The following is a 23,200-nucleotide window of genomic DNA, read 5'->3' as shown; positions in this document are numbered from 1 at the left end:
GACTAAAATTCAAAAAGTGCTGAGTGCTTTTTAATATGTGAAAGTATAATAAAAAGCTTCTGCAGACACAGAAGCTAAATTAATACGGATAGATCTTTTTAAATTCAGAGTATTAAAGAGAGAATATTCTTTAATATAATCAACGCGACCAAAAAAACGATAACGCTGGATACTTTGTTAAGAATTAAAATGAATTTGCCAGACTTATCGACAGTGCCGACTATACGTCCTAAAACTGCCAAGAAGATAAACCAAATCCAAGAAATAGAAATGGTGGCGATAGAAAAGGCCAATTTGTCATCCCCTTCATAGATTGAGGCACTTGTCCCAATGACACCGACTGTATCCATAATAGCGTGTGGGTTAAGTAAGGAAACAGAGAGCGCAAATAGAATTTGTTTCTTAGGACTCATCGGTTCAATTTCATCAATATTAGAAGGCTTTTCTTTCCAAAGTGACCAAGCCATATAGATTAAGAATACAAAACCAATGATATAGATCACTAATTGTAACGTCGGCATAGACATTAAAATCAAAGACACACCGAGTATTGCGACTACAATTAAAAATGTGTCACAAAATCCTGCAGTGAGGATGACAGGTAAAGCACGCTTCAATTTTTTCTGATTCGCACCTTGGTTAAACACAAAGACATTTTGTGCGCCTAAAGGCAAAATCAGACCTAACGCTAACAAAACACCATGAAGTATCGCTTGTAACATAAATGACTACCCACTTTCTCTATACAATGTCTCTTTGATTTTGTGATTGGGCTAAGCGTGTACATAAAGAGGGATTGTATGTATGTTAGTTAATTTGTAGTATATACAAAAACTAAACGGTGAACAACGCATAACAAAAAGACAAATAAGATAGTATATAATTCAGTCTCTCATTCGTTTGTAATCTATTTTGTTAACTCGAATTAAGAATTTATTAAACTTTGGTTTATGGTGTATGCAGATACAAAACGCTACACTGAAAATAGGAAATTAAGTAATTATTTTCTATGGATTTTCATTAGTTGACCGCTATATGAAACCAATTATCCTTATTCGTTGGATATCCGGATTTTGGCTATCGTTCAAAATTCGGATTTTTTAATTCTTTGAGAAAAGGCAGGTTACGCTTTTTATGGTTTTAATGATTCTAGGTTTATTCTTTATTATTCGCTTATACTCTTTATCCATCTCTATTCGTCATGAGCGTGAATTGATTGCGCAAGGTGCAGTGCAATATGGCGCAAAGAACTCAAAATATCTTGCGTTATTACATATTTTAATTTATGTGGCCAGCTTTGTTTATGCGACAATCGCTCAACCCGCATTTAATGTAGTATCACAAATTGGCCTCTTATTACTGATCGTCAGTTATGTGATGTTGTTTTGGGTCATTCGTACACTAGGTCCAATTTGGACGTTGAAAATCTACATACTTAAAGAACATCATATTGTAAAATCAGGACTCTTTAAATTCGTTAAACATCCGAATTATTTCTTAAATATTATTCCTGAATTAATCGGTGTGATTTTATTAACACAAGCTTATCCAGTAAGTGTACTGCTTATTCCGTATGCAGTTTCACTATATGTACGCATTCAACAAGAAGAAAGCGCGATGGCACATCTTAAATAAATAACATAACGGTGTAAGACTAAGAACAAATTTTAAACGTTCTTAGTCTTTTTTGTTAAGAGTTTTACAATATTTAATGGCGTTTAATTGAAGGTGGAAATAAGGAGGAAAGAGAACCTATAATAGAATTAATACGAATGTGTTGGAGGTGAGTAAGTATGTTGAAGGTGAAAGCACCGAAACATCTCTTTTTGGAAGGGGGAGATGAAGCGGTGTTGTTGTTGCATTCTTTTACTGGGACTGTACAAGATGTCAAAGAAGTAGCAGAAGCATTACATAAAGAGGATTATACCTGTTATGCGCCTTGTTATAGGGGGCATGGTCTGCCTGTTTCTGAGTTCGTACAATATGATATTAGAGATTGGTGGGAAGATGCAGAAGCGGCTTATGGTTTTCTACATGCAAAAGGATACCGTAAAATCACTGTTCTTGGCGTGTCGTTAGGTGGTATTTTTGCATTAAAAATAGCTGAACAATTTGACGTAGATCGTGTGATTGGGATGTCAGTGCCTTATCATAAATCTGCAGAAGGTGTGTTAAGCAGATTGAACCATTATGGTACACGACTACAATACTATATTGGTTGTACTGAAGAGGAACAAGCAGAAGAAATGGCATATGTGCCTGCTTATCAAGAGGGTGCCGCCCATTTTGAAGCGTTTGTGAATCAAACCATGAATGAGCTTGGCAGAATCAAAGCACCGACACTGTTATTATACGGTGGAAAAGATGATGTTTCGTATAAGGAAAGTGTAGATAGCATCGCTAAAAAGTTGGTTCATGCATCGGATATTGAAACTGGATGTTTTGAGGATTCAGGTCATTTAATGACAAGAAGCACAGAGAAACAAAAAATCATAGAAAAAATCATTAATTTTATGTAAGATTAAAATGAATTTTTGTGAAACCGTTTTACTTAACAACGAAAGTAGCGTAAAATCATACAAGATAATGTTTTTTTCAGAGTGTTCGTATATGATAAGATGGCCATAAGAGTACTTTTACTATTAAATTTTCTACGAACACTCGAACCGTGTGTTGACTGTGATAGTTAAATATAGAGTATTCGATTGTAAATCAACAAGCAAAAACTAATTACCCTGAAAAATAGATATTTCCACCCAAGAAGAAGAGAAAGAGAAAGATGAATTGGAGGGATTTCGTTATGAAAAACGAAATAGTCAACAACGCGATTGAGCTATTTGCGAAAAAAGGATACTATGGTTGTACTTTAGAAGAAATAGCCAACAGTGTATCTATAAAAAAAGCGAGCTTATACTATTATTTCCCAAGCAAAGCTAATATTTATGAAGCATGTTCAAATAGAATTATCCAATATTTTAATAGAATCTTAGACTTACAAGAAAATATATCGCAACGTACTTTAGAAAACTTGCGTCAATTTATCATAGATATGGTTTTTAAACCTAACATCAGTTATTTACGTATGTATATACAATTTAACCAAGCACCAGATGAGTTTAAAGAACAACTGTATCAAGGTATTGCTACACTGCATAGTAAATTGAATCGTATTTTAGAACTTTATTACGAGGTAAATGACATTTCAATGCCTATCAGAGAGTTTAAAGATTTAATGTTAGGTATTATGGAAAGCGGCTTTATTAGAACAACTTTCGTTAATTACTTTGATGAATTAAGTTATCGCAGATATACTATGGAAAAAGATGTTGAAGCAACATTAAACGCTTTACTGGAATTAGAATAAGTGCATATTGATCGTAACTTTAAAGCAAGATGAGATTATCCAAAAGGGTAATCTTTTTTTATGCCATTTTGAGTTGAAAATGAATGCATAAGCAATGTTAAGCAGCTTTAAGAGATACGGGGTAGAAAAAATCGAAAATATATGAGAAAGCCTATGATGACAAGGTTACAACAAGATATTCTGTTTAATTGCTAGTTGAGGGATTGCTATATTTGTGTTATAGTATACTTACTTACATGAACGCTTTAACGCTTTAAAGTAAATTAGTTTTTAGCCTGAAAATAACAGAAAAGGATGAGCAGCGTGTCGAAACAATCACAGTGGAAAACCTCAACCGGTTTTATTTTAGCAAGCGCAGGTTCGGCCATCGGATTAGGGGCCATGTGGAAATTCCCATATATGGCTGGTATCTATGGCGGCGGTGCGTTTCTACTTATGTTTTTAATATTTACAATTTTTATAGGCTTGCCGTTACTCATTATGGAATTTACAATCGGTAAGCTTGGAAGAACTTATACAACCGCTATTTTCGGTAAATTATCAAATAAGAAATGGACAAATGTTATCGGCTGGAGCGGTAACCTCGCTGTCTTTGTCTTATTTGGTTTCTATAGCGTTGTTGGTGGTTGGATTATGATTTATATCGCACAAGTTGCGATGCAGATAATAGGACTAAGAGACGGGACACTTGGCAGTATTCAATTTGAACAAGTCATCTCAAGTCCGCTTTATACCATGTTAGGACAAGGTTCTTTTATCTTAGTGACGATGGTAATTGTTATGTTAGGTGTTGAGCATGGGCTTGAGAAAGCATCTAAAGTTATGATGCCTTTGCTGTTCATCTTTTTAATATTAATTGTGGTACGTTCACTCTCATTGGAAGGTGCTTCTGAAGGTGTACGTTTCTTATTAGAACCACGTATGGAAGAGTTATCTATGGAAGGTATTCTCTTTGCGCTTGGCCAATCATTCTTCGCCCTCTCATTAGGAACGACAGGGATGATTACGTACGCAAGTTATGCCCCTAAAGAAATGACGATTAAAACTTCTGCGTTATCCATTGTAATTATGAATATTATTGTGGCATTACTTGCAGGTTTAGCGATCTTCCCTGCGATCAATGCGTTTGGTTATAAACCAGAAGAAGGTCCTGGCTTACTCTTTAAAGTACTGCCGCATGTATTTGAGAAAATGAGCTTTGGTCCAGGATTTTATTTCATCTTCTTGATTTTATTCTTATTCGCAGCGTTAACATCATCCATTTCATTACTGGAATTGAATGTGTCTAACTTTACTAAGAATGACAACCGTAAACGTGGTAAAGTAGCGTTAATCGGCAGTATATTAGTCTTTATTATCAGTATCCCAGCAACTTTATCATTTAGTACATTAAGTCATGTACACTTTTTAGCGGGTACGATTTTCGACAATATGGACTTTTTAGTTTCTAATATTTTAATGCCTTTAGGCGCACTTGCGACGACTTTATTTGTCGGTCAATTATTGAAAAAAGAAGACCTGAAATCAGTATTTGGTAATGATCGTTTGAAAATCTTTATGCCTTGGTATTACTTAGTTAAATATGTCTTGCCTGTGGTAATACTCTTAGTTTTCGTCATCCAATTCTTTAATTAAAATAAAATGAATCACAAAAGAAAATTCCCGTTGCATCATGCATGCAGCGGGAATTTTTTACTATTTAGCCTCAATATCTAACTTAATTTGAGAATGTATCCAGTAAGTTTTATGGAGTCTCCACCTTATTGAATTTACGCTTTAGCTTTATATATTGGTGATGCTCCCACTTATGACGCAACTGTTTAAAGTCATCAGATTTAAGATAGACAAGTAACCCTATAAGTGCAGTTAAAATTAACAAGATATTAATAACAACATTAATCTGTTCATAGCCATATTCATAGAGGTGAACGCTAGAATTATTAAGTATGTGCAGTAAGATAGTGATTTTGATATCTCTAGTTAATGCAAAAACGATACTGTAAATGAATCCTGGAACTAAATAAGGGAAAACATGCTGGTAATCGCCTGAGACTACCACATGAAGAAAGCCGAAAATGATTGTAGAAAGTGTTACATAAATTGCCATTCTCAAAAACATGGATTTGCGGTTAGTTTCGTTAAACAGAAAAGAAGTGGCGGTTAAAATAATGATAAAAAGCATACCTCTAAATATTACTTCTTCTATGATAGGTGCATTAAAACTAGTACCAAGAAATGAAGAAGGAAAATCAACAGCTTGCTCTTTTAAAATCTTTTGATTCTCTGACTCGCCTGTGTAAACAAGTCTACTTAGAATACTTGTGGAAAAATAGGAAACAGTAATCAAGGAAAATTTGATAGACCAATCTAATTTTGTTGATTGAACGTATTTGGGGTTGAATAAAGAAGGTATATGACATATTTTCAAATAATACTGATAAACGAATAAAACGAGTATCGGAATAATAATATAAAGTACACATAGTGTTATCGGATTTTCAAAGTGGTCAGTCGCAAATAATAAGCTATACATAAAAGCACTCATGAGTAGTATTGATATGATAATCCATTTAATTGCTAGAAAAATAGTTTGTATGAAGTTTTTAAAAGTATTGTGCGTGTGAAGCACGTTGCATCCTCTCCTAGTTTTTAATTTTCACTAATGTATCACATCTTTATATAAATTACATTAGATTCATTAAAAGTTCACTTTATTAATTTTATTTTGATTATTTGTGAATAGACACAATGAAGTTACATCAATATTTTTAAGTTACACTTTAAGAGAAAATTGCATTTACAACTGCATTGCGCTATAATTCATACCAGTACGATAGGAATAATGGGAATGAATGATGGGAAACAGGAGTCGGGCCTGTCATCATGCATTTCACGGGGAGGACATCTATGATTGGATTTGATTTAATCGGCAATACACCTTTGGTTAAATTAGAGTCGTTCAGTGATGATAAAGTATCAATTTATGCAAAACTAGAACAATTCAACCCTGGCGGCAGTGTAAAAGACCGCTTAGGCAAATACTTAATTGAACAAGCAATGGAACGTGGACAAATTAAGCGCGGTGACACAATAGTGGAAGCCTCAGCAGGCAATACGGGTATTGGCTTAGCAATTGCGGCAAACCACTATGGTTTACAATGTGTGATTTATGCGCCGATCGGTTTTGCGGCAGAAAAGATTTCAATTATGGAAGCATTAGGCGCAAAAGTGATTCGTACACCGCAAAATGGCGGTATGTTAGGTGCGCAACAAGCGGCACGTGATTATGCGGCTGAACATGGTGCGTATTATACGAATCAGTTTGAGTCAGAAGATAATCCAGGTGCGTATCGAGATACGATGGCACAAGAAATCTTAAAAGAATTGCCGGAAGTAGATTACTTTGTGGCAGGTGTCGGTTCAGGCGGAACATTTACAGGAACTGCCGAAGTATTAGCACAACACGGTGTTAAAAATGTCATTGTTGAACCTGTCGGGTCAGTGTTAAACGGTGGTAAAAAACGCCTGCATGACACAGAAGGTATCGGTTCTGAAAAATGGCCGGGCTTCTTAGATAAAGGTTTAGCAACGGACATTTTAACTATTACAGATGAAGATGCCTTTCATAATGTAAAACAACTTGCGCTACAAGAAGGACTGTTAGTAGGCAGTTCCTCAGGTGCTGCATTACAAGGTGCATTAGAAATTAAAGCACGTATAGACAAAGGAACGATTGTCACAGTCTTCCCAGACGGCAGTGATCGTTATATGTCTAAATCGATTTTTAATTATTCGGGAAAAAAATAAGGCGTAAAGGAGTTAAAGATTTATGAATAAGAAAACACAAATGGTACATGGCGGCCATACAACAGATGATTATACAGGTGCGGTAACGACACCGATTTATCAAACAAGCACTTATTTACAAGATGATATCGGGGATTTGCGTGAGGGTTATGAATATTCACGTAGTGGTAATCCAACACGTGCTGCCCTAGAAAGTGCGATTGCAGATATAGAATATGGACGTTTTGGTTTCGCATTCGGCTCAGGTGTAGCCGCGATGTCTGCAGTTATCATGTTATTAGATAAAGGTGATCACATCGTTGTGAATTCTGATGTCTACGGCGGTACATTCCGAGTGTTGACAAAAGTGTTCAATCGCTTCGGTATTGATGCGGACTTTGTAGATACAACAGAAGTTGAAAAAATTGAAGCGGCGATTAAACCAGAAACAAAAATGTTAATGGTTGAAACACCATCTAACCCATTATTACGTGTGACGGATATTAAAGCTTCAGCAGAAATTGCGAAAAAGCATGATTTAATTTCTGTAGTGGATAATACATTCATGTCTCCTTATTTCCAAAATCCATTAAAATTAGGTACAGACATTGTCTTACATTCTGCTTCTAAATATATCGGTGGCCACAGTGATGTTATCGGTGGTTTACTCGCAACAAGCGATGAAGATTTAGCTGATCGTCTTAGCTTCATTCAAAACTCAACAGGCGGTGTGCTTGGACCACAAGACAGTTATTTATTAATTCGTGGTATTAAAACATTAGGTTTACGTATGGAACAAGTCAGCCGTAGTGCAGTGGCAGTTGCGAAAATGCTTGCGGAACATCCTAATGTTCAAAAAGTATATCATCCAAGCTTAGAAAGTCATCCAAATCACGATGTACATGAAAGCCAAGCATCAGGTCATACAGGTGTTGTGTCATTTGTAGTTTCTGATATTGATGCCGCAAAGGCAGTGATTCGTGAAACAGAATACTTCACATTAGCTGAAAGCTTAGGTGCAGTGGAAAGTTTAATTTCAGTACCCGCTCTAATGACACAGGCTTCTATTCCAAAAGAAGTACGTGAAAAAGAAGGTATTGAAGACGGTTTAATCCGTTTATCTGTTGGTATTGAAGATACAGAAGACTTAGTCGCTGATTTAAAACAAGCTTTAGACCAATTACAAAAATAATTTCATATAAAGATGTATAGAATAAAGGTGCCTTCCAAGTCGGAAAGGCACCTTTATTATTTAAGTAATTTGCTATTCATTGATTTCGCGAATTTCGAAAATCTCTTTAGCAACCGTATCGGCTTCAGTAAGTGGTAAAGCGTGATAAGTTGTATGATTTTCGACCGCAATATTTTGATTGATATGTGTGTGATAGTATTGATCTAATGCGTTTTTATTGATGAAAAATTGAATTTCAGGACAACAACTGTCTGCACACTGTGTTTCTGAACATAAATTTTTAAATAATACATAGATAGCTGGATTCTCAGTGTTAAGTTGACCGTTTTTAAGTGAGATTTGAATCGGTTCTTTCGTTTCTGCGCATTGTGCTTCTATATGAATCGGTTCATTCAAGGCATAATGAATGCCTAATGCATCAATCGCACACATCGCATAGACAGTGGTATGATTTGAAAGCTGAACTTTAAATGAAGTTGGATGTGTCGCAAAAGGATAGAGACAAGTGATAAGGTGGTCTTGTACAACAATCACATGTTTATCAAGTAATGTTTGATAAGCGTCTGTAAATGCAGGGGGAGTAGTCGGTTGTTTAACAATCTCTCGAATTAAAGATTGTCTTTGTTGATGTTCATGCGGTGTAAGTAACGCATCAAAATTAAAGTAATGCATCTAAAACGACTCCTTTCTCTTTAATCGTAATCATTTCGATTTAATTCTACGCCTATTAAACATATTAAACAAATAAAACAAAATATATAGAAAAGGAAGATAAAGTATGGTGGATTTTGCAAGACTAGAACAATATTTAGAAATAGATACTGATCAATACCATGATACAAGTTTAGAAACATTAAATGCCTATATCAGACAATATGCGCTGCATGTACCCTTTGAGAATATCAATGTACAAAATGGCTGGCCGCTTGCGTTAACAGATGAAGCGATGATGCATAAAGTTGTTGATGAACAACGTGGAGGCTTTTGTTATGAAATGAATTATTTCTTTAAACATTATCTGGAATATAAAGGTTTTGAAGTGAAGGCATTATCTGCAACTGTGTTAAGTCCAAAAGGGTGGGCGCGTGAAGGTTCGCATATGTCACTTCAAGTCGTAATTGAAGGTGTACCGTATGTTGTAGATGTCGGTTTTGGAGATATGCCGAAGTTTGCGTTGCCGATGGATGAAACGAGTATGCAGGACGTGACAGGCAGTTATCGTGTGCATCACGTCGATGAGACACATTATGATATTGAAAAATGGTCTAATGATAATCATCAATGGCAGACTAGTTATCGTGTATTAAATGAGCCGAAACAATTAGATGATTTTAAAGATGGCATTGAATTTAACCAATCCAGTCCAGATTCTATCTTTGTGCAAGGTTTATTGATCACAATAGCAACCGAAGTCGGACGTAATACGTTGACTGAAAATCATTTAACATTATTGGTCAATGGTGAGAAGACTGTTCAAGATACAACGCCTGATAATTATCAAGCATTCTTAGAAAAGTACTTTGGAATTCCTGAAATGACGATTCAGACATTTGAATAGTCATACGGTTATGAGATGAAAACAGTAAAATCATAAGTGAGAAAAAGAAACAGCACAACCTCTGAAAAATCAGAAGTTGTGCTGTGTTTTTTATGCCGCATGATCTCGTTTGCGTGAGATATATGCCACACCTAAACCTGTCAGTACTAAACCGATTGGCCATACTGGAAGATCATTGCTTCCTGTATCCGGTAAAGTCTGTTCAGTGTTTGAGTCATTTTTCGTAGTTGAAGCTGTTTTAGCTTGTTGTTGTGCATGATTGGCATGCAATGGGTAAACATTTGAAGATTTTGTTGTTAGATGAGACTGAATTGTCTCTAGGTTTGTCACAGTTGAGTTAACCTGTGCTGTAGTTGTTTGATGTGCTGTCATTGATGCGCTGTTTTGTGACGCATTAACTTGTGATGTACCTGCTTGTGCTGTTGTTGTAGCTGCAGGGAACGGAATTACATTTGAAGTTGAAGCTGTTGATTGCGTTGTTTGTGTGCTTGCGACAGGTTGTAATGCTGGTTGTGTCGGTACTGCAGGTGTTGTTGTATTTGGTGCTGGTTGTGCAGTATCGCCAGTCGCTGGTTGTGTTTCTGTATCTGCTTGTTCCTCTGTTTGTGCCACAGGTGGTTGACCGTTGATAATACGGCTGATTTTGTCAGTGTCGTATTGTGATAAGTCTGCTTCTCTCAAGTAATCTGAGAAGACTTTATCTAAAGAGCCGCCTTCTTCACGTAAACCGCCTAACATGTCGTAACCGTCGCCGCCTGAAGCGGTAAAGTCATTTGTAGTCATGTAGTAAATACGGTTAGGATCTAACGCTTCAAATTGTTGCGTCTGTTTGTTTAATACTTCGATTTTTAACACGCGTTCGCCAGGTGCTTTATTAATATCGTAATAAACACGAATTGATTTAGAAATATGCAAGAACGCGCCGTTAGCGCCTAATTGTCCATTTTCAACAGGTGCGCTCAAACTATGTTCAAACATTTTTGCGACATCTGTCCCTTTGACTTGGATTTGTGAAATCGTGTTGCCGAAAGGTAAGACAGTAATGATATCGCCTAGTGTAACATCTTGGTTTTTGTCGATAGAAGCACGGATTCCGCCTCCATTTGTGACTGCGAAATCAGCAGGATGGGAAAAGCCGTTTTGGCTGTATGCTTCCATACTGTCCGCAATTGCGTTACCTAAGTTTGTTTCGTGTCTGCGCACGTCATCACGTTCACCTTGGAATTGAATTGTATTATTAGGAATAATTACTTCTGAAACTTGAGCTTCGAATTTCGCTTTAGCTTCATCAAGTTGTTGTTGTAAAGCAGGGTCTGGTGTAACATCTGCTGTATCTTTAACGTTGATTAATGAAGCATTCAAGTTAGAGATAGTCCCATTTTGATAATCGAATTCAACTTTACCGATATTAGCGAGTGCTGTTCCTGTTTGTGCTAGTAAAGTATTACGATTAATTTTGCCATTTTCAATAACTGAGTGAGAATGACCGTCTAATACGATAATTTCTTTGTCATAGAAACGACGGTCACGTGCGAGGGTATCCGCAAGTGTATCTCCGCGCCACTCTGCTTTAGTCGAAGGATCAATGCCTAGGTGGGATAAAATAACAAAGATATCTGTTTGAGCTTTAATTTGATTCATGATGTTTTGGACAGCAGGAATCGGTTCTGTAAATGTGACACCTTTAATGTTATCTGGGTGTGTTTTGACAGCTGTTTCTGGTGTCGTCACACCGATAATGCCGTAGTTAATCCCATTTTTGTTCACGATTGTGTAAGGGTCAAACATAAGCTTCCCATCTTTATATGTATTTGCGGAAAGAATAGGGAAGTTTAATTGTTCTTTGTACTTTTGTGCTTGTTCAACACCGAAGTCAAATTCATGGTTACCGACTGCCATTGCGTCGTAACCTACTTCGTTCATAGCATTTGCCATGTCTGCACCTTTCGTATTGTTTGAAATTGGTAAGCCTTGGAAAGCATCACCAGAATCTAACATTAAATCAGGATTTTCTTGTTGTTTGACTGTTTTTAATTTAGCCATCCCGATGACACGTCCGTCTTCTTCTAAGATACGTCCATGCATATCGTTCGTGTGAAGAATTTTCGTGTGTTGTGTCGTTGTAGGTGTCGGTTCAGCTGCTTTAGGTTCAGATACAGCTGGTGTTGTATCTGGAGTAGCTTCAGTTGAAGGTGCTGTCTTTTGCGCTGGTTCATTTGATTGAACAGTTGCTTCTGTTTTAGGTTCAACCGTCTGTGTTTGTGTTGCCGGTGGTGTTGTTTTATCTGTAGGTGCCTGTTCTGTTGTCACTGCCGGTTCATTTGAATCAGTCTTTGACGCAACATCTTCTGCAGGTTGTTCTGGTGAAGCTGATGATTGAACAGGTTCAGGTATTGCTTGTGTTGACTGCGTTGTTGTGTCAGATGCAGGTGTCGGTGCCGGCTGTTCGACTTTTACATCTGTTGTATTAGTTTCAGGTTGCATTGTTTCTGCTGCGAAACTTGTGAAACTGAATACCATGAACAACATCGCAACTAAGAAGCAGGTTCTGATAAGTAGCTTGTGCATGAGGAGCCTCCTTTTCTATATCTCGTATGAAGTTATATATGCATGTCATGCATACAACACTATCTTATCAATGAAAGTTGTAGAGGGGTATTGTCTTTTTGTTAATTTTGTAAATTATTTAATCAAATTGTGTGATTAATATGATGAAGCTTTGTATTGGATAATAAAGGATAGAAAGTCTTCTAGAAAAGTAGGTTTTTGAATACATTATGAGGCTGTAACCTTTCAAAAATGTATTAAATAGAAGAGATACGAATAGTATGAGATTCAGGATTATTAGGTCTACACAAAGCTATTATATCAATAAGTTAAGCGCTTACATTACTATTTAAAAAAGTTAAAAGAATCTTTTGTAATACAAATGTCATCTAATAATAATATAGCCTTGCTCAATGATGTGTATAATAATTAAGTGTATAGGTGGAAAAGAGAGAAAACGGTTATTGAACTTCTGTTGGGGCAGAACAGAAGATTCAAGACTGAAAGAGAGAATATACTATTGTCAGGAGGCATTTCCATTGCAAAAGAAAATTATTGCTGCTGTTGTAGGAACAAGTGCGGTTTCCGCTATCGCAACAGCTGGAGCTGCAGATGCAGCTACGACTTATAGAGTCCAAGCTGGTGACTCTTTATGGTCAATTGCTCAACGTCATAATACGTCAATTGCGAACATTAAATCATTAAACAACTTAAGTTCAAACTTAATCTTCCCGAACCAGGTCTTAAAAGTAGCTGGTTCTGCTAATACAAGCAGTCAACGTACTTCAGGTGGATCATCAGTTTCAGGTGGTTCAACTTATACAGTACAACCGGGTGATTCATTGTCATTAATCGCGTCTAAATACGGTACAACTTACCAAAATATTATGCGATTAAATGGTTTAAACGGTTTCTTAATTCATCCAGGACAAGTATTGAAGGTGTCAGGTACAGCATCTAACAGTACGACAACTTCTAATACGACACGTGTTTCAGGTGGTTCAGTATATACAGTGCAACCAGGTGATTCATTATCATTGATCGCATCTAAATACGGTACAACTTACCAAAACATTATGAGTTTAAATGGTTTGAATAACTTCTTTATTTATCCAGGCCAAAAATTAAAAGTGACAGGTACAACTGCAGCGAATACAAATTCGCCATCACCAGGTGTATCAACATCAACAGGTGGATACTATTCACCAGTTTTCAATCACTCTAATTTATACGACTGGGGTCAATGTACATGGCATACGTTTAACCGTCGTGCCCAAATCGGCAAACCAATCAGTACTTACTGGTGGCATGCATACAATTGGGACAATGCAGCACGTGCAGATGGTTACACAGTAGACCGTAACCCGACAGTAGGATCAATCTTACAATCAGATGCAGGTTACTTCGGCCATGTTGCTTTCGTAGAACGTATTAATGGTGACGGCAGTGTATTGGTGTCTGAAATGAACTTTACAGGCAACCCAGGTTACACAACTTACCGTACAATTCCAGCAAGCCAAGTCGGCTATTATAATTTCATTCATTAATTTGGATGTTAAACCCAGAGGTGGATAGGCCTCTGGGTTTTTAATATGAAAAACGAGAGGAACTGGTTATACCAATACCTCTCGTTATTTTATAGTTTTGTGCTTTTGTATTCAATTTCATCTGTTTCAGAGTTGTAATCTACTAATAAGTCTAGTCCTTTGAAGAACCATTCATCAGAATCGTTGATATAGAATGTGATGCGGTCGACTGTAACTGATACAGATGCGTTTTTGTCATGCGGTTCAATCTTGAATGCAGTTGTAAAATGTTCATGTAAACCAGTGTGTACATAAGCTTGTACGTAGAAGTTGACCTTATCTCCTGGCTCTAAGTCTAATTCGTTTCTAAACCATTTCAATGCTTCGTCAGTGATTTGAAGTTTCATGTTGTTACCTCCTAGGTGTTGCTGCATACTAAACTGTGTCGATAGGCAGAAGTACTATTGAAATATATCTCTATTTACCACCGATTATAGCAGTCTTTTGAAGAAAAGTCTTGCACAATCTGTATTTAAAGCTATTAAAAAATGAATTGATAATCAGTTGTAATAGATTGGACAAATTAGTTGAATGAAAGTGAAACTTTGTGTGTTAAGTTGGATGAATAGGTTGTCATAACTACCAAAGACAGCGATTTAATTCAGTGGAACTTCAAATAGAATAAGTGGAATAAGTTGTATCATCGAAAAAATGAAGGATCTATTTTATATCCAAGTGACATAAAATAGAGCCTTCATTTTAAATTTATTTTGATTTTAATGATTTGAAGCGGTTATAAGAAGTGACAACGACTGTTGCTAAGTTAGCGAATGAGAATGCTTTTGTAAGGAAGCGTCCTGATTTTAATGCTGTATAGAAATCAAGAATGCCTCCTGTGACGTTAATCGCTAAACCGATGCTTGATAATTTACGATTTTTAGAATTATAGGCATAAGCATTATAAGCTTCAATACCATAACCGACAATATTTAACGTATTAGATAAACGGCGTAATTTTGATTTAGGTTGTTTTGCCATGAAAAATAAACCTCCTATCCTGATTAGATACCTACACATTATAACATTGCGCAAAATGTATGACGATAGATTGACTCACCTTAGTTTTGTGTAGTCTGAACGACTTTAGCTTTTGTTTGACGTTTGAGTAGCCAAGCAGTTATCCAGGCGGTAATCGGTATACTCATCGCAACTGCGATGCCTCCAAATAGGATAGAAACAAATTCTTGTGCGAATATTTTAGAGTTAATGATATGGCCGAAAGAGTAATTCAATTTAAAGAACCAAAAGAATAATGTTAATTGGCCGCCAAAGTATGCTAAGTAAATGGTATTTGCGGAAGTAGCTAAAATTTCTCTGCCTATGCGCATGCCTGACTTAAACAATTCTCGTCGATTTAATTCAGGGTTCGTTTCGCTTAATTCATACATTGGTGAACTGATTGTTATGGCAAGGTCTACCACTGCCGCAATGACCGCAAGCAAGGTGGTGAAGACCATAAACTGAACCATGTTAATACCGATATTCATAGAGTAAACGTAGGTTTCGTCTTGTTGTTCGGCCGCAAACCCTTGTAAATGACCGAATGCCACGGCTAGATATATTGCGCTTAATAAAACAAGTGTCGTAATACAAGTACTATAAAAGGCAGCTTGTGTTTTAACATTATTGCCATTTAAACCAAATAAGTTCAAACTTGCGACTACTATGCAGAAGATTAAAGCGATAATCGGAATGGGTAACTGCAATACAATCGCAATCAAAGCAAGCAATACACAGACAAAGTTCAGAAATAACATGGCGTAAGAAATGGCGCCTTTCTTACCACCGAAGATGATCATTAAAATCAAAAGAATTAAGGCTAAAATAACTACCGCATTCATGTTTGCTCACCCCTTACTTTCACCCAGAGTTCCATTAATAAAATCGTGACAGGTATCGTTAACACAATACCAATTCCGCCAATGAGCGCACGTGCAATTTCTAATGACCAGTTCATAGAAATAGTGTAGGTAATCGTATTGGCGTTTCTTAAATAGATCAACATCATCGGTAAGCTGCCTGCTAAATAAGAGAAGAGTAAGATGTTAGTCATCGTACCCATAATATCTTGGCCGATATGTCGGCCGGCTAGTGCCCATCTTTTTAAATCAATCGCAGGTGTACGTTCTTTGATTTCATACATACCGCTTGCGATAGTAATTGCTACATCCATCACAGCGCCTAATGTACCGACAATTACTGAAGCCATAAAGACTTCTTTAGGCGGTAATGTCAGTAAATCCATCGTTTCATATTTAATACCAGAACCTCCTGTAGCTTGAATCACCAACTCTGCAATACCGACACAAATAAAGGTGCCGAATAGAGTGCTGATAACGGTAATGAGTGTCCGCCAATGCCAACCTGTGACTAATAGTAATGTAATGACAGTTGCTAGTATCACTGCCAAACTCATTAACCAAAAGAGGCTGACTGAGGGTACCGCATTGTGAATCGCAATGGCGCCTAAGATAGCGCCACTATTAATAATCAGCGATAAAATTGATTGTATGCCGACTTTGCGGCCAACCCATAATACTATCAGTAAGAAGATACCAGTGATGGCTACCACTAATGTATCGCGTTTCTTTTCTATAATCGTCGCATCATTCGGATGCTTATTAATATGTAACAGCACCTTATTATGCACATGAAACTTTTCAGAGTCCACTTGTGATTGATAATAAGTGTGCTTAATGGTTCCGGTTTGACCTTCGAACTTTCCATTTAATACTTTGAAGTTAAGCTGTTCCGTATATTTTGTATCTTGATTATGATGTTCATCCGTTACATCAACCGACTTTTGGTGATGAATTTTTGTAATTTCACCAATAGGCATGTGGTAAAAACGGGCATTAAATAATGTGAATAGCAGACTTGCGATAAAAATAACCGCAAAGCTGATCAACACCCAAGAAAACGGCTGATGCAGTCTTTGTTTGAATGACATAACCGTCACCCTTTCTAAGATTCTCAATCAAATATTAACAACGTGATTATAAGCTTAATGGAAGCAGAATGCCAATGATTTCAAATATATTATTTTTACAAAAACTTTCCGTCTTTATAAATAACGCGTTCTTTTTGTCCGTCAATGAACTTATTATAATGCGCTTGTTGGAAGTCCGTGAGCAACATTCGAGATGTACTATATTTCACGATTTCATCGCCGACCTTCACAAACATTTTTCTATACAGCAAACCATCTTTCAAATAAATTTCATCAATGCTTGTCTTTTCTACGAGTGCTATTTCAAGGAAATCAAAAGTGAAGAAATCAACCGTCACCACCGCGAAAAAATCTTCTTCTCCTAAATAGTAAATTTCTAAATTGTTACGTTTGTTTTGACCGACGAGTAAGCGACCCTCTTTGAATTCATGTTCTGGATGATGAAGTTTCAAACATTCTAATAAATCTTTTTCTTTAAGTTTGTAACGCATTGAAAAGTTCCTTTCTATCTTTTATTTGTATTATAACTTTAAATCTATAATAAAGTAGTCATTTTTGGAAGCGTTTGTTTAATAGAAATTCAAATGATTTAAGAGTCAAAATTAACAAACAAAGAAACCTCTACGGTGCGCCGAATTATATCGACATGTCGTAGAGGTTTTAATAAGAACAGAATATTATTGTTCATTTTAATGATAAACCGAAGTATGAGAAAGCAGGGTAGTAATTTCTTTGAGTAAAGCAGTCAGTTCTGGTTTATGATTATCTTTTCTGACGATTGCGCATAACGTTCGTTTGAGTTCTGTGTGCGCTAGGCTTAAACGTACAAACTGTTCGCTTTCTGGTAAAGCAATATATTGTGGTGTAATGACATAACCGCGATTATGTCTCAATAAATAGTTTGCTAAACGTTCAGTTGAAATACGATATGTAGTACATTTCGCTGTGTTTTCAAGAAGATGTATCAGTGGCTGAGGTAAATCTGCCATTAAAAATATCGGTTGTGTATTCAGTTGTTTTAAAGGCGGATTGACTGTCGCAGTTAATGGATCTTGTTTTGGCACATATAATTGATAGTTATCTTCGAATAACGGTATGATTTCAATTTCATTATATTTCTTTAATGAAGAAGTTAAATCAACAAATGCTACATCTAAATCACGATTCAGAGTTGATTTTAATAATGTTTCATTTGATTGCCTCATAGGGAGGAGTGTTGTTGTATGTTCTTTTTCAAATTTTTGTATGAGTAAAGTTAAGAGTTGTGAGACATAGCTTTCGACATAACCGATTTTAATACGTTTAGCTTCAGCTTCTTGTTCGTGTCGAAACATATTTAAAGTTTGTTCAGTTTGTTCGACAATTTTCGTTGCTTGGGTCATAAAGCGTTGACCAGCTTCGGTTAAATAAATATTTCTGCCTTCTCTTCTGAATAATTTTGTATTTAATTCTTCTTCTAATTGTGAAATTTGGCGACTGATGGCTGATTGCGCAATGTTCAGTTCTAAAGCAGCTTCAGATAAATGTTCTCTTTTAGCAACTTCAATGAAGTATTTAAGTTGTTTAAATTCCATGATTTTCTGCACCACACTTATTGTTCTAATTATTAGAATGATATCATCTAATTTTTGAATTGAACAGAAGAATACCCTCCTATATTATAATAGTTATCGATAATAATCTGAAAATTCATACAACGCATATTTAAAGGAGGAGCAAGCATGGTAAATGAGCAGAATCAAGGTTTGTACGATGCAAGAAACGAACATGATGCTTGCGGCATAGGATTTTATGCAAACATGGACAATTTACGATCGCATGATATTGTCATTAAGTCACTAGAAATGCTGCGCCGTTTGGATCACCGTGGGGGAATAGGTGCTGACGGGATGACTGGTGATGGAGCAGGAATTATGACTGAAATTCCATTTAAATTTTTCAAAGAACAGACAGACTTAGACTTACCTGAAGAAGGTAACTACGCTGTCGGTTTCTTTTTCGCTAATGAACGCATTGCAGGTTCAAGACACGAAACAATCTTTAAAGCCTATTTTGAAACTGAAGGTCTTCGCGTGATCGGGTATCGCGATGTGCCTGTGGATGTTTCAGCTGTTGCACCACATGTTGCTGAAACAATGCCGGTCATTCAACAGGTCTTTATCGATTTAAATCATAGTGCAGATGCGGCGAAACGCTTATATCTCGCACGTAAACAAATTGAATTTTACGGTGATGAACAAGAGTTGGAACTATACTTCACAAGTTTATCTCCGAAAACAATTGTATATAAAGGTTGGTTACGTTCTGACCAAATTAAAGGATTATATGAAGATTTAAATCATCCTGATTATGAATCTAAATTAGGTTTAGTACACTCTCGTTTCAGTACGAATACATTTCCTAGTTGGAAACGTGCCCATCCTAACCGTTTGTTGATGCATAATGGTGAAATCAATACGATTCGAGGCAATGTCAACTGGATGCGTGCACGTCAGAAACGTTTAGTTGAAACCATTTTTGATGAAAATGATCGACCAAAAGTACATGCTGTATTAGATGTAGACGGCAGTGACTCTGCAATTGTCGACAATGCGCTTGAGTTTTTATCGCTTGCGATGGAACCTGAGAAAGCTGCGATGTTATTAGTGCCTGAACCATGGCAATACAGCAAAGCTAACCAAAGTGCTGTCCGTGCTTTTTATGAGTACTACAGTTATATGATGGAACCATGGGATGGCCCAACGATGATTGCTTTCTGTAATGGTGACAAAATCGGTGCTTTGACTGACCGTAACGGTTTACGTCCAGGTCGTTATACAGTTACGAAAGACAACTATATTATCTTCTCTTCTGAAGTCGGTGTAATCGATGTAGAGGAAGAAGATGTTGCGTTTAAAGGTCGCTTGAATCCAGGTCGTTTATTACTTGTTGATTTTGATAAACGCGAAGTGGTACATAACCATATGTTGAAAGCAGAAATCGCAAGCGAGTTGCCTTATGAAACATGGTTGGAAAAACATAAAGTCGATTTAGATTTGGAAGTGCCGTTTGAATCAAAAGGTTGGGATTTTGAAACGGTTGAACGTTTACAAAAACAATTCGGTTATACACGTGAAGAAATTCATAAATATATGGCTGAATTAGTACGTGGTAAGAAAGATCCAATCGGTGCGATGGGTTATGATGCCCCGCTTGCGGTATTGAATGAACGTCCTGAATCATTATTCAATTACTTCAAACAATTATTCGCACAAGTTACGAATCCGCCAATTGATGCGTATCGTGAAAAAATCGTAACTAGTGAATTGTCATACTTGGGTAAAGAAGGTAACTTGCTTGTACCTGATACAGATGCGTTGAATCGTCTTCAATTGAAACATCCTGTTTTAACAGAAGCGCAATTAAAAGTAGCAGAGAACGGACCATTCCGTGCGAAACATTTATCTACAGTATATAGCGGTAGCTTAGAAGATGCGCTAGAAGTGTTGAGAGAGAAAGCGGTTGAAGCGGTTAAAGCGGGTTATGACATTTTAGTCTTAGATGACAGCAGTTTACGTGATGAACCTGGCTACGCGATTCCGATTTTACTTGCAGTCAGCTACTTGCATCAGGCGTTGATTACTGAAGATTTACGCCAAGAAACAAGTTTAGTTGCGAAAGGTGGAGAAATCCGCGAAGTCCACCATGTCGATTGTTTATTAGGTTATGGTGCTAACGCAGTTGTACCTTATTTAGCACAAGAAACAATTGCGGCATTGGTAGAACAAGGTGAATTATCCGGACCTGTTGAAGCACAAGTGAAAACTTATACAGACGTGTTAGCTGAAGGGGTTATTAAAGTCATGTCTAAAATGGGTATTTCAACGGTTCAAAGTTATCAAGGTGCACAAATCTTTGAAGCAGTCGGTTTATCACATGACGTCATCGATAAATACTTTACAGGTACTCAATCTAAGTTATCTGGTTTAACGATTGATTTGATTGATGAAGAAAATAAAAAACGTCAAGGTCGTAAAGAAGAACATCTTGAATCAGGCAGTACGTTCCAATGGCGTCAACAAGGTCAATATCACGCTTTCAACCCAACTACCATTAGGTTGCTGCAACATGCATGTCGTGAAAATGACTATGACATGTTCAAAGAGTATTCAAAAACAGTGAATCACCAACGTACTGATCGTATTCGTCATTTAATGAAATTCAAATCACGTACACCGATCAGTATTGATGCGGTTGAACCGATTGAAGATATTGTGCACCGATTCAATACAGGTGCTATGAGTTATGGTTCAATTTCTGCCGAAGCACATAAAACTTTAGCGGAAGCGATGAACTTAATTGGCGGTAAGAGTAACAGCGGTGAAGGTGGAGAGGACCCTGAACGTTATGTGAAAGGTCCAGAAGGTGAAGATTATACAAGTACAATTAAACAAGTTGCATCAGGTCGTTTCGGTGTAACAAGTGATTATTTACAACATGCGACTGAAATTCAAATTAAAGTCGCACAAGGTGCTAAACCAGGGGAAGGCGGACAGTTGCCAGGTACGAAAGTTTATCCTTGGATTGCTGAAGTACGTGGTTCAACGCCAGGTATCGGCTTGATTTCACCACTACCTCATCATGATATTTACTCAATTGAAGACTTAGCGCAATTGATTCATGACTTGAAGAATGCGAACCCTCAAGCGAATATCGCTGTGAAATTAGTATCTAAGAGTGGTGTCGGTACAATTGCGGCAGGTGTTGCCAAAGCCTTTGCTGACAAAATCGTCATCAGCGGTTATGACGGCGGTACAGGTGCTTCACCTAAAACAAGTATTCAACATGCTGGATTGCCTTGGGAAATCGGTCTAGCAGAAACGCATCAAACATTAATGATGAACGATTTACGTTCACGTATCCGTTTAGAAACAGACGGTAAGTTATTAACTGGACATGACGTAGCTTATGCTTGTGCATTGGGTGCTGAAGAGTTTGGTTTTGCGACAGCACCGTTAGTTGTTTTAGGTTGTGTCATGATGCGTGTGTGCCATAAAGATACATGTCCTGTCGGCGTGGCTACACAAAACGAAGATTTACGTCAACTCTTTAACGGTCGCGCACATCACGTTGTTAACTTTATGCACTTTATTGCACAAGAATTACGTGAAGTACTCGCTGAACTTGGTTTACGTTCTGTTGAAGAATTGATTGGCCGAACTGATTTATTAGAAGCAAATCATTCGGTAGCTAATGAAAAAGCACGTTCACTTGATGTGGCACCGTTGCTTTATCAAAATGAAGGACCGACATTCAAACAAATTGAGCAACAGCATCACTTAGAAAAAGGTTTCGATCAAACAGAATTGATTCCGGATGCTGAAGCAGCAATTCAAGACGGTACTTCATTTAGAGGGACATATAAGTTGTGCAATGAGCAGCGTGATGTAGGCGTAACTGCCGGCAGCTTGATTACTCGTGCACATGGAGCGGAAGGTTTACCCGAAGATACAATCTATGTTGAAACTACAGGCCATGCAGGCCAAAGTGTCGGCGCATTTACACCTTCAGGATTAACAATTCATCATACAGGTGATGCCAATGACTATGTTGGTAAAGGTTTATCCGGAGGTAAGATTATCATTAATGCGCCAAATGAAGAACGTGAAGAAAATATTATTGTCGGTAATGTATGCTTCTATGGCGCTACAAGCGGTAAAGCCTTTATTAACGGTTATGCCGGTGAGCGTTTCTGTATCAGAAACAGTGGTGTTCATGCAGTTGTAGAAGGTATCGGAAATCATGGTTTAGAGTATATGACTGGCGGTCGTGTCATCGTATTAGGTAATGTCGGTGACAACTTCGGTCAAGGTATGAGTGGCGGTGTCGCTTACATCTTCCCTGATGATGTGGAACACTTCAAATCGTACAATGCATTGCCAACACTTGATTTCGATACCATTACTGAACCAGAAGAATTTTCAATTATTAAAGACATGTTAGAAGAACATGTTCAATACACAGACAGCAAAAAAGCCAAAGCAGTATTAGCTGATTTTGATCATGTGGCTCAAAAAGTTGTCAAAGTTATTCCAAAAGACTACAAATTAATGATGCATAAAATTGAAGATCAAGAACGTAAAGCAGACAATTCTAAAGCAGCAATTTTGAATGCCTTCTACGATACACGTAAAGCAACAGACTTAGAAGGACCATTCTCAGTTGTTTATTAACGAAA

General features: G+C 37.1%; 19 protein-coding genes. 9 read left to right on the top strand and 10 right to left on the bottom strand.

Annotated features, from left to right (window positions below):
• Positions 1-104: 104 nt before the first annotated feature.
• Complete coding sequence (locus HMPREF3270_RS02595; RefSeq protein WP_070848098.1) at positions 105-722, bottom strand: LysE/ArgO family amino acid transporter; 618 nt, start codon at positions 720-722, stop codon at positions 105-107.
• Between the two features lie 412 nt (positions 723-1,134).
• Between HMPREF3270_RS02595 and HMPREF3270_RS02590 the strand changes: the two genes are divergently transcribed.
• The 4 genes from HMPREF3270_RS02590 (at position 1,135) to HMPREF3270_RS02575 (ending at position 4,999) form a co-directional block, all read left to right on the top strand.
• Entirely contained in the window at positions 1,135-1,635 is a 501-nt protein-coding gene (locus HMPREF3270_RS02590; protein WP_070848096.1) for an isoprenylcysteine carboxyl methyltransferase family protein, read from the top strand.
• A gap of 158 nt (positions 1,636-1,793) precedes the next feature.
• A complete protein-coding gene (locus tag HMPREF3270_RS02585; protein ID WP_082709473.1) occupies positions 1,794-2,519 on the top strand; it encodes an alpha/beta hydrolase in 726 nt (241 codons plus the stop codon).
• Between the two features lie 281 nt (positions 2,520-2,800).
• On the top strand, positions 2,801-3,364 hold the full coding sequence (locus HMPREF3270_RS02580) for a TetR/AcrR family transcriptional regulator (protein ID WP_057510339.1): 564 nt from the start codon (positions 2,801-2,803) through the stop codon (positions 3,362-3,364).
• A 303-nt stretch (positions 3,365-3,667) separates the two neighbouring features.
• A complete protein-coding gene (locus HMPREF3270_RS02575) occupies positions 3,668-4,999 on the top strand; it encodes a sodium-dependent transporter (protein ID WP_002480373.1) in 1,332 nt (443 codons plus the stop codon).
• Between the two features lie 109 nt (positions 5,000-5,108).
• On the opposite strand, the gene HMPREF3270_RS02570 is transcribed toward HMPREF3270_RS02575, so the two are convergent.
• The gene (locus HMPREF3270_RS02570; protein WP_176746709.1) at positions 5,109-5,897 is read right to left on the bottom strand and encodes a CPBP family intramembrane glutamic endopeptidase; all 789 of its coding nucleotides are present in this window, start codon (positions 5,895-5,897) and stop codon (positions 5,109-5,111) included.
• A 374-nt stretch (positions 5,898-6,271) separates the two neighbouring features.
• On the opposite strand from HMPREF3270_RS02570, the gene HMPREF3270_RS02565 reads away from it, so the two are divergent.
• Positions 6,272-7,171, top strand: coding sequence for a PLP-dependent cysteine synthase family protein (locus HMPREF3270_RS02565; RefSeq protein WP_070848091.1), 900 nt, complete (start codon positions 6,272-6,274; stop codon positions 7,169-7,171).
• Between the two features lie 22 nt (positions 7,172-7,193).
• Positions 7,194-8,342 carry a trans-sulfuration enzyme family protein gene (locus HMPREF3270_RS02560; RefSeq protein ID WP_070867159.1) on the top strand — a complete coding sequence of 383 codons (1,149 nt, stop codon included), beginning with the start codon at positions 7,194-7,196 and terminating at the stop codon, positions 8,340-8,342.
• A gap of 72 nt (positions 8,343-8,414) precedes the next feature.
• On the opposite strand, the gene merB is transcribed toward HMPREF3270_RS02560, so the two are convergent.
• A complete protein-coding gene (merB, locus tag HMPREF3270_RS02555) occupies positions 8,415-9,014 on the bottom strand; it encodes an organomercurial lyase (protein WP_070848087.1) in 600 nt (199 codons plus the stop codon).
• A 106-nt stretch (positions 9,015-9,120) separates the two neighbouring features.
• Between merB and HMPREF3270_RS02550 the strand changes: the two genes are divergently transcribed.
• Complete coding sequence (locus HMPREF3270_RS02550) at positions 9,121-9,900, top strand: arylamine N-acetyltransferase family protein (protein WP_002480378.1); 780 nt, start codon at positions 9,121-9,123, stop codon at positions 9,898-9,900.
• Between the two features lie 90 nt (positions 9,901-9,990).
• On the opposite strand, the gene HMPREF3270_RS02545 is transcribed toward HMPREF3270_RS02550, so the two are convergent.
• A complete protein-coding gene (locus tag HMPREF3270_RS02545; RefSeq protein ID WP_070848084.1) occupies positions 9,991-12,468 on the bottom strand; it encodes a 5'-nucleotidase C-terminal domain-containing protein in 2,478 nt (825 codons plus the stop codon).
• 518 nt (positions 12,469-12,986) lie between these two features.
• On the opposite strand from HMPREF3270_RS02545, the gene HMPREF3270_RS02540 reads away from it, so the two are divergent.
• The gene (locus tag HMPREF3270_RS02540) at positions 12,987-13,994 is read left to right on the top strand and encodes a LysM peptidoglycan-binding domain-containing protein (RefSeq protein ID WP_002480380.1); all 1,008 of its coding nucleotides are present in this window, start codon (positions 12,987-12,989) and stop codon (positions 13,992-13,994) included.
• 89 nt (positions 13,995-14,083) lie between these two features.
• Here the strand turns inward: HMPREF3270_RS02540 and HMPREF3270_RS02535 are convergent, their stop codons facing one another.
• From HMPREF3270_RS02535 to gltC, 6 genes are all read right to left on the bottom strand, one after another.
• A complete protein-coding gene (locus HMPREF3270_RS02535; protein ID WP_002480381.1) occupies positions 14,084-14,380 on the bottom strand; it encodes a HesB/YadR/YfhF family protein in 297 nt (98 codons plus the stop codon).
• 358 nt (positions 14,381-14,738) lie between these two features.
• Complete coding sequence (locus tag HMPREF3270_RS02530) at positions 14,739-15,011, bottom strand: hypothetical protein (RefSeq protein WP_070848082.1); 273 nt, start codon at positions 15,009-15,011, stop codon at positions 14,739-14,741.
• A gap of 80 nt (positions 15,012-15,091) precedes the next feature.
• Complete coding sequence (locus HMPREF3270_RS02525) at positions 15,092-15,874, bottom strand: YibE/F family protein (RefSeq protein WP_070848078.1); 783 nt, start codon at positions 15,872-15,874, stop codon at positions 15,092-15,094.
• Positions 15,871-16,983 carry a YibE/F family protein gene (locus HMPREF3270_RS02520; RefSeq protein WP_002480384.1) on the bottom strand — a complete coding sequence of 371 codons (1,113 nt, stop codon included), beginning with the start codon at positions 16,981-16,983 and terminating at the stop codon, positions 15,871-15,873. Before HMPREF3270_RS02520 ends, HMPREF3270_RS02525 begins: the two co-directional genes overlap by 4 nt.
• Before the next feature lie 95 nt (positions 16,984-17,078).
• Positions 17,079-17,474, bottom strand: coding sequence for a hypothetical protein (locus HMPREF3270_RS02515; protein ID WP_070848076.1), 396 nt, complete (start codon positions 17,472-17,474; stop codon positions 17,079-17,081).
• A 198-nt stretch (positions 17,475-17,672) separates the two neighbouring features.
• Positions 17,673-18,557, bottom strand: a complete 885-nt coding sequence (gene gltC / locus HMPREF3270_RS02510) for a glutamate biosynthesis transcriptional regulator GltC (protein WP_070848075.1) — start codon at positions 18,555-18,557, stop codon at positions 17,673-17,675.
• Between the two features lie 147 nt (positions 18,558-18,704).
• Here gltC and gltB point away from each other — a divergent pair, with 147 nt between their 5' ends.
• Positions 18,705-23,195 (top strand): glutamate synthase large subunit, encoded by a 4,491-nt coding sequence (gltB, locus tag HMPREF3270_RS02505; protein ID WP_070867158.1) that lies wholly within the window; start codon positions 18,705-18,707, stop codon positions 23,193-23,195.
• Positions 23,196-23,200 lie beyond the last annotated feature (5 nt).

It is taken from the genome of Staphylococcus sp. HMSC65H10, assembly GCF_001839185.1.
Taxonomy (GTDB): domain Bacteria; phylum Bacillota; class Bacilli; order Staphylococcales; family Staphylococcaceae; genus Staphylococcus; species Staphylococcus simulans.
This window is presented reverse-complemented; position numbering and strand designations above follow the sequence as displayed.